9 protein-coding genes are annotated in these 6,549 nt (G+C 42.0%); 7 read left to right on the top strand and 2 right to left on the bottom strand.

What is annotated here, in order from left to right; all coding sequences use genetic code 11:
• The first annotated feature begins 379 nt into the window (after window positions 1–379).
• The 4 genes from C4S61_RS15640 (at window position 380) to C4S61_RS15625 (ending at window position 2,499) form a co-directional block, all read left to right on the top strand.
• Window positions 380–646 carry a DUF493 domain-containing protein gene (locus tag C4S61_RS15640; RefSeq protein ID WP_103925747.1) on the top strand — a complete coding sequence of 89 codons (267 nt, stop codon included), beginning with the start codon at window positions 380–382 and terminating at the stop codon, window positions 644–646.
• An 11-nt stretch (window positions 647–657) separates the two neighbouring features.
• A complete protein-coding gene (locus C4S61_RS15635) occupies window positions 658–885 on the top strand; it encodes a 4a-hydroxytetrahydrobiopterin dehydratase (protein WP_103925742.1) in 228 nt (75 codons plus the stop codon).
• Between the two features lie 2 nt (window positions 886–887).
• Window positions 888–1,601: a 16S rRNA (cytidine(1402)-2'-O)-methyltransferase gene (gene rsmI / locus C4S61_RS15630; protein ID WP_103925741.1), complete on the top strand. Its 714-nt coding sequence runs from the start codon at window positions 888–890 to the stop codon at window positions 1,599–1,601.
• Window positions 1,602–1,695: 94 nt separating this feature from the next.
• Window positions 1,696–2,499: an inositol monophosphatase family protein gene (locus C4S61_RS15625; protein WP_103925740.1), complete on the top strand. Its 804-nt coding sequence runs from the start codon at window positions 1,696–1,698 to the stop codon at window positions 2,497–2,499.
• Here C4S61_RS15625 and C4S61_RS15620 read toward each other — a convergent pair whose 3' ends face one another.
• On the bottom strand, window positions 2,500–3,408 hold the full coding sequence (locus C4S61_RS15620; protein WP_103925739.1) for an AEC family transporter: 909 nt from the start codon (window positions 3,406–3,408) through the stop codon (window positions 2,500–2,502).
• 104 nt (window positions 3,409–3,512) lie between these two features.
• Here C4S61_RS15620 and C4S61_RS15615 point away from each other — a divergent pair, with 104 nt between their 5' ends.
• Window positions 3,513–3,740 carry a hypothetical protein gene (locus C4S61_RS15615; RefSeq protein ID WP_103925738.1) on the top strand — a complete coding sequence of 76 codons (228 nt, stop codon included), beginning with the start codon at window positions 3,513–3,515 and terminating at the stop codon, window positions 3,738–3,740.
• Here the strand turns inward: C4S61_RS15615 and C4S61_RS15610 are convergent.
• Window positions 3,737–4,111 carry a UDP-glucuronosyltransferase gene (locus C4S61_RS15610; RefSeq protein WP_103925737.1) on the bottom strand — a complete coding sequence of 125 codons (375 nt, stop codon included), beginning with the start codon at window positions 4,109–4,111 and terminating at the stop codon, window positions 3,737–3,739. The genes C4S61_RS15615 and C4S61_RS15610 overlap by 4 nt on opposite strands.
• Before the next feature lie 297 nt (window positions 4,112–4,408).
• Here C4S61_RS15610 and C4S61_RS15605 point away from each other — a divergent pair, with 297 nt between their 5' ends.
• Together C4S61_RS15605 and tatC are read left to right on the top strand one after the other, a co-directional pair.
• Complete coding sequence (locus tag C4S61_RS15605; RefSeq protein WP_103925736.1) at window positions 4,409–5,677, top strand: serine hydroxymethyltransferase; 1,269 nt, start codon at window positions 4,409–4,411, stop codon at window positions 5,675–5,677.
• Between the two features lie 15 nt (window positions 5,678–5,692).
• Window positions 5,693–6,547: a twin-arginine translocase subunit TatC gene (gene tatC / locus C4S61_RS15600; protein WP_103925735.1), complete on the top strand. Its 855-nt coding sequence runs from the start codon at window positions 5,693–5,695 to the stop codon at window positions 6,545–6,547.
• Window positions 6,548–6,549 lie beyond the last annotated feature (2 nt).

Genomic DNA, 6,549 nt, shown 5'->3' with positions numbered 1-6,549 from the left:
TGAAGCCAAAAACGGAGAGTTAAAAAACGCACATGGATTTGGAAGGGCAATAGCTTACGGGATAAATAACATGGAAATGCAAGCCGCCATAGCTTTATTCACCGTCAATGTTAAAAGAATCTTAAAACTAGCCCAGTTATAATCAAAAAATAGTTTACAATCGCTGAAAATCATCAAAATTAGCTCAGTATAGGCTTTTTATAGAGAAAATTTAAAAGCAAGTGGCGAAAAAAAAGAAAGCGACTAAGTCACTCTTGTCCGTGACCTAATCGCTCTCAAAATTTTACCTTCAATTTTAGCTACTTTTTCAGTGGCCTCTCGAAAGGCATGGGTTTTTTTATGTGATATCAATACTGGGAATAAAAGAGTAAGTTTGATTATGACGAGCAAGTTTGATAAAGCATCATTCAGAGAAAAACTCGAATCTTCCGGGGAGTTTCCGATGTTGTACATGTTTAAGTTCATTGTGCTGAAAGGAAAAGAAACCGAAGTGAGCGCTCTTTTTCCTAAAAATGAAATTTCCCTGAAGCCCAGCTCCGGAGGAAAGTACATCAGTACGACGATTTGTGCGATGATGGACAGTGCCGATCAGATCCTCAATCTTTACGAACAAGCTTCTGAAATTGAGGGAGTCATTTCACTTTAAATTTCAAACATATGTGGATCGAAAAAAACAATAAATTATCCAAGACATTCAAATTCTCCGACTTTCAGGAGGCATTTGCATTTATGACCCGTGTCGCTTTCCTGGCAGAAAAACACAATCATCATCCCAATTGGTCCAACGTCTACAACACCGTGGAAATCGAGCTTACCACCCATGATAAAGGAAATACGGTGACCGAAAAGGATCGCAAATTAGCCAAAGCTATCGATCAAATTTAAGCATGAGTGAATCTCCGATCAGTCTATATCTGGTTCCGACACCGATTGGGAACCTCAAGGATATTACACTCAGAGCAATAGAAATACTTAAGTCTGTGGATGTGATATTGGCTGAGGATACCCGTACAAGCGGGATTCTGCTTAAGCATCTCGAACTATCAAAACCGCTTCAGAGCTATCATATCTTCAATGAGCACAAGGCGGCTGAGAAATTGGTAGAACGGATGAAGCGGGGAGAAATCTTTGCCTTAGTCAGTGATGCGGGTACTCCGGCGATTTCTGACCCCGGCTTTTTGCTCGTGCGGGAAGTGATCGCTTCCGGACTGGAAGTTCAGTGCCTTCCCGGTCCCACCGCGTTTGTTCCAGCATTGGTAAACAGCGGACTTCCTAATGACCGATTCGTATTCGAAGGTTTTTTGCCACATAAGAAAGGCCGAAAGACTCGAATAGAGTCACTTTTGGAGGAAAGCCGGACCATTATTTTTTACGAATCCACACACCGTCTGATGAAAACTTTGGAACAGTTGACAGAGGCATTTGGACCAACTAGACAAGCTTGCGTTTCCAGAGAATTGACCAAGATGCATGAAGAAAATATCCGGGGGACTTTGGCAGAATTAATCGAATATTACCAATTGCATTCCCAAAAAGGAGAAATTGTATTGGTAGTGGCAGGAAAGTCGGACAAGCGTGAAATCACGGACAGGGGCGATTGATTAAAATTTTAAAATCTATACGTCCTTTCAATTGATAAATTAATCTATTCTTTTATTTTTGAAATTAAATCAATCTGAAACCAATAGAATACGCATGATCACCCAAGAGAATCTTAATCAACTTGTAGAACAAACTCAGGAAGTAGCCAAAGAAGTCGGGGCATTTATCCGAAAGGAGAGACAGCATTTTGATGTGAACCGGGTCGAGCACAAAGGGTTTAATGATTTGGTGTCTTATGTAGATCAAGAGGCAGAGCGTCTTATTGTAGATCGCTTAAGCGTGATCTTGCCGGAAGCTGGTTTTATCACCGAAGAGGGGACAAATTCAACCAAAGGCGAAACCTATAACTGGGTCATCGACCCACTCGATGGGACAACCAATTTTATTCACAATATTCCTGTCTTCTCGGTGAGTATTGCACTGATGGAAAAGGACGAGCTTGTTTTGGGCGTGGTTTATGAAGTTAACCGTCACGAATGTTTTTATGCCATAAAGGACGGTGGGGCTTTTTGCAATGACACCCGGATAAAGGTCAGTGAAGCGCCGGATTTGTCTGCTTCGATAATTGCGACAGGCTTTCCTTATTATAATTTTGACCTGATTGACAGATACTTGGCTACCATGAAATCCTTGATGCAGAAAACACACGGCTTGAGGAGATTTGGCTCCGCAGCGGTGGATCTCTGCTATGTGGCTTCGGGTAGGACTGAGGGCTTTTTTGAATACAATCTAAATTCTTATGATGTTGCTGCGGGTGCCTTGATTGTCAAAGAGGCCGGAGGAACTGTCACTGATTTTGATGGAGGAGACGACTTTGTGTTTGGCAGGAAAATCGTAGCAAGCAACGGGATTATTCATCGGGACTTTCTGAAAGTTCTGGCTGAATTCAGGGACTAATTATCCTAAAAGAAAATACCAAACCAACAGACTGATAGCTGAAATTGGCATGCCAAGACCGGAAAGCAAGGTGGCTAATTTAGGTTGTAGCCCAAATTGTATGGCGACAATCGAGCCTGTGATCATCGGGGCCATTCCGCTTTCCAGCACGGTTACTTTCAGATCCAGAGAATCAGTCAGTAGAAAATGTCTGTAAATCAACCACACGATTGCAGGAGCCAAAATCAGGCGATAGCCCAATCCATACCAGAAAAAGCGGGAAGCAAGAGAACTCCGATCCAAGGAAAACTTCAACCCAATAGCCAGTAAAGCCATGGGAGGCATCGTTTTTCCGATGAGTTGAAGGATCGGGACAAGAATTTCGGGTGTTTTCAGATCAAGTATACTCATAATCAGAGTGCCCACCAGAAAGCCGAATGGAGGGAATTTGAGAATTTTGACTGGGACTTTTGCCAAGCTTTCGCTGTGGTTTCCGTAGATGGAACCTACTAAAATGGACAGCGAAGAGACGATCAAAAATGATCCTCCCTGATCGATCAGCAAGGCAGTCGGCAAACCTGCTTTTCCATACAATCCTTCAATGACCGGAAATCCCAAAAAAGAAGTGTTTGCCAGTCCGGCAACAATGATCAGGCAGCCGGTTGTATTCTTATCCCAGTTGAATTTGCTTCCCAGTATCCCAAAAATCAACCAGGAAAGTAAAAAAGTAAACCAGGCTGCTGTGACAGGAATAAGTATGCCCCAGGAAAGCTTAATTTCAGGGATATAAAGCAGGGCTAAAGCTGGAAGAACGATATTGATCAGATAGGCCTGAACCCAATTTGAAGCTTTTAGAGTTGGGAATCCGGGAATTTTTCTCAGAAATATTCCCAAAAACAGACATGTCAAAGCGATGATTACTCCTGCCATTCCCGAATATGTTGAAACTTATTTTTATTTAACACAGAAATAATTTGGGATTCTTGTATAGTCCTGAATATCAGTATACTTTTGGACTTCCTAAATTTGTTGTAATGAAGAAACTTATACCCATTTTTATTAATGGAAAAAAATGGATTCAGCTTTCCCAGCTTACTTCAGATCAAGTGAAATCTCTGAAATCCATCCTTCCGGTGAATTGCCTCAAAAACCTTGTTTTTCAAGGTATAGAATTGAGTGATTGTCTTGATTTTGATACCTATGAATATTGGTATATAAGTCAGCAGATTCCGGAGCAAAGACAGGCCGTACTTGATTTTTAGTCCAAGCCGAAGCTTTTCCTTTTTTCATCAAAATACTTTTTAAGCTCGGGATAGAATTCACTTTCTGCCTCAGGAATCCCATCCAGGACTAATGCTAGATTTCCATCATTCAAGTCCTGATTGACCTGCATCCCTTCGATCAAGTAAACCAGATCTTCAAAGGTAAGTGGCTCCCAGCAGCTGCTTGGATAAACCAAGTAGTCATTTCCATAAAAATCAATCACTTCGAAATTGATTTTTCCCTCTAAAAAATGAGCATAGATGCTGATCTGCTCACCCCAAGTACTCTCAGGATAGTGCAGACGCACGAGCAAGACAGAATTAGTTTCTTCGCTGAAATAGCTCTCGGGCTGAAATTTGAAATCAAACATGCCATAAAATTACGAGGATGGATTTATGATTCAATTGATCCTGGCAGAGTTTCGAGAAATCGCTCCACCCTTTTTTCTTCAAAAAAAGTGAGTTTTCCGATTAATTAAAATCCCTAAATAGTTGAAGATCAGTCCTGATTTCAATCGGAAAATTATTTCTTTCCAACTTTGTCTCCTTATCACTTTCCAACTTCTCTTCCACATTGGATTATAGGGACTTTCAGGCTATTTTTGAGTTCGTTTTCAAAACGACCGGAACGCATCCGGTTTTCATACCTTGCTTTCAAATCCCTGATTATGAAAAGAGATTCGCTTGTTTTCGACCTCATCGCTAGAGAAGAAGACAGACAAAGAAGAGGCATCGAACTGATCGCTTCCGAAAACTTCACCAGTAAACAAGTAATGGAAGCCGCGGGCAGTGTCCTTACCAATAAATATGCTGAGGGACTGCCAGGAAAGCGATATTATGGAGGCTGTGAGGTGGTAGATAAAATCGAGCAGATTGCCATTGATCGTGCAAAGCAGCTCTTTGGAGCCACTTGGGCCAATGTGCAGCCGCACTCTGGAGCTCAGGCAAATGCCGCTGTATTTTTAGCATGCCTGAAAGCTGGGGATGCGATTTTGGGCTTTGATCTGTCTCACGGAGGACACCTGACTCATGGTTCTCCGGTAAACTTTTCAGGAAAGTTATACCAGGCCAATTTCTACGGTGTGGAGGAAGAAACCGGTGTGATCGATTACGACAAAGTAGAAGAGAAAGCGCTCGCTGTTCAGCCAAAAATGATCATCTGCGGGGCTTCAGCCTATTCCAGAGATTGGGATTACCAAAGACTGAGGGAGATTGCTGATGAAGTAGGATCACTTTTACTGGCTGATATTTCCCACCCTTCAGGATTGATTGCGCGTGGACTTTTGAATGATCCATTAGAGCATTGCCACATTGTAACTACGACAACTCACAAGACACTGAGAGGTCCTAGAGGAGGCTTGATCCTGATGCGGGAAGATTTTGACAATCCTTGGGGCTTGACAACTCCAAAAGGTGAAATAAAAAAAATGTCCTCCCTTTTGGACATGGGGGTATTCCCGGGTACTCAGGGTGGACCATTGGAGCATATTATCGCTGCCAAAGCAATTGCGTTCGAAGAGGCACTTTCCGACGAATACATGCACTACGTAGTTCAGGTAAAAAAGAATGCATCCATAATGGCAGAAGAGTTCGTAAGTCGTGGATACCAGATTATTTCTGGTGGTACAGATAACCACATGATGTTGATCGATCTGAGAAACAAAGAACTGACGGGTAAACTTGCCGAGGAAACCCTTGGTAAAGTGGATATCACCATCAATAAAAACATGGTTCCTTTTGACACCAAGTCGCCTTTTGTGACTTCAGGTATGCGAGTAGGAACTGCTGCAGTCACCACGCGAGGATTGAAGGAAGACGATATGAGAAAAATCGTCCAGCTGATTGATCGAGCGCTGCAAAACCATTCAGATGAAGCAATACTTTCCAAAATCAAGGAAGAAGTCAATGCGTGGATGGTTCAATTTCCTTTATACTAAATACCAAATACCAAAGTGGCCCTAGATCAAATTCAAGAGGAAGAAGAAGGAATGTCGTTTTTGGATCATTTGGAAGCCCTGCGCTTCCACTTACTCCGATCTGTAGCGGCAATTTTAGTCTTTTCAGTAATCGCCTTTTTAGCCAAGAGCGTCGTTTTTGGTATAATTATTTTGGGACCTTCCAAAATAGATTTTTTTACCTATCGGATACTTTGTGATGTCGCCAATTGGCTTAATGTTCCGGCCCTATGCATCGAAGAACTTCCATTTACAATTCAAAGTCGTCAGATGACTGGACAGTTTTCCATGCACATGACTTCCAGTTTTATTGTCGGCTTTATTGTGGCATTTCCTTACGTCTTTTGGGAGTTTTGGAGGTTTATTAGTCCCGGATTATACGACAGGGAAAAAAATGCTGCCTCAGGAGCCGTTTTCTTCGTAAGCGCTCTCTTTTTATTGGGTGCGGCATTTGGTTATTATGTCTTAGCTCCACTTTCGATCAATTTCCTTGCAAACTATCAATTGGATCCCACCATCCTTAACGAATTTGATATTACCTCTTACGTGACTACGTTGGTAATGCTTGTTTTGGCATCGGCGATTATGTTTCAATTGCCTGTAGTGATTTATTTTCTTTCCATGTCTGGATTAGTCACTTCCAAAATGCTGAAAGCTTACAGAAAGCACTCTATTGTGGTGATTTTGATCGTTTCAGCGATCATTACCCCTCCAGACGTGATCTCGCAGCTTCTTATAGCAATGCCTATTTTGGTGCTCTATGAGATAGGAATTTCGATAGCGAAGCGACTTGAGAAAAAGAGAGCCCTAGCGGAAGCCGAGTATCAAAAAAATCATCCAACAGAAGAGTAAAT

The sequence above is a fragment of the Algoriphagus boritolerans DSM 17298 = JCM 18970 genome (genome assembly GCF_900108085.1).
Classification (GTDB): Bacteria; Bacteroidota; Bacteroidia; order Cytophagales; family Cyclobacteriaceae; genus Algoriphagus; species Algoriphagus boritolerans.
The sequence above is the reverse complement of the archived record's forward strand: the minus strand, read 5'-3'. Positions and strand labels throughout refer to the sequence as shown.

Bases quoted from the DNA above. Each gene is read 5' to 3' on its own strand.
- C4S61_RS15620 (WP_103925739.1), bottom strand. From the start codon at position 3,408: ATGGCAGGAGTAATCATCGCTTTGACATGTCTGTTTTTGGGAATATTT.
- C4S61_RS15635 (WP_103925742.1), top strand. From the start codon at position 658: ATGTGGATCGAAAAAAACAATAAATTATCCAAGACATTCAAATTCTCC.
- rsmI (WP_103925741.1), top strand. From the start codon at position 888: ATGAGTGAATCTCCGATCAGTCTATATCTGGTTCCGACACCGATTGGG.
- C4S61_RS15605 (WP_103925736.1), top strand. From the start codon at position 4,409: ATGAAAAGAGATTCGCTTGTTTTCGACCTCATCGCTAGAGAAGAAGAC.
- C4S61_RS15625 (WP_103925740.1), top strand. From the start codon at position 1,696: ATGATCACCCAAGAGAATCTTAATCAACTTGTAGAACAAACTCAGGAA.
- C4S61_RS15615 (WP_103925738.1), top strand. From the start codon at position 3,513: ATGAAGAAACTTATACCCATTTTTATTAATGGAAAAAAATGGATTCAG.
- C4S61_RS15610 (WP_103925737.1), bottom strand. From the start codon at position 4,111: ATGTTTGATTTCAAATTTCAGCCCGAGAGCTATTTCAGCGAAGAAACT.
- C4S61_RS15640 (WP_103925747.1), top strand. From the start codon at position 380: ATGACGAGCAAGTTTGATAAAGCATCATTCAGAGAAAAACTCGAATCT.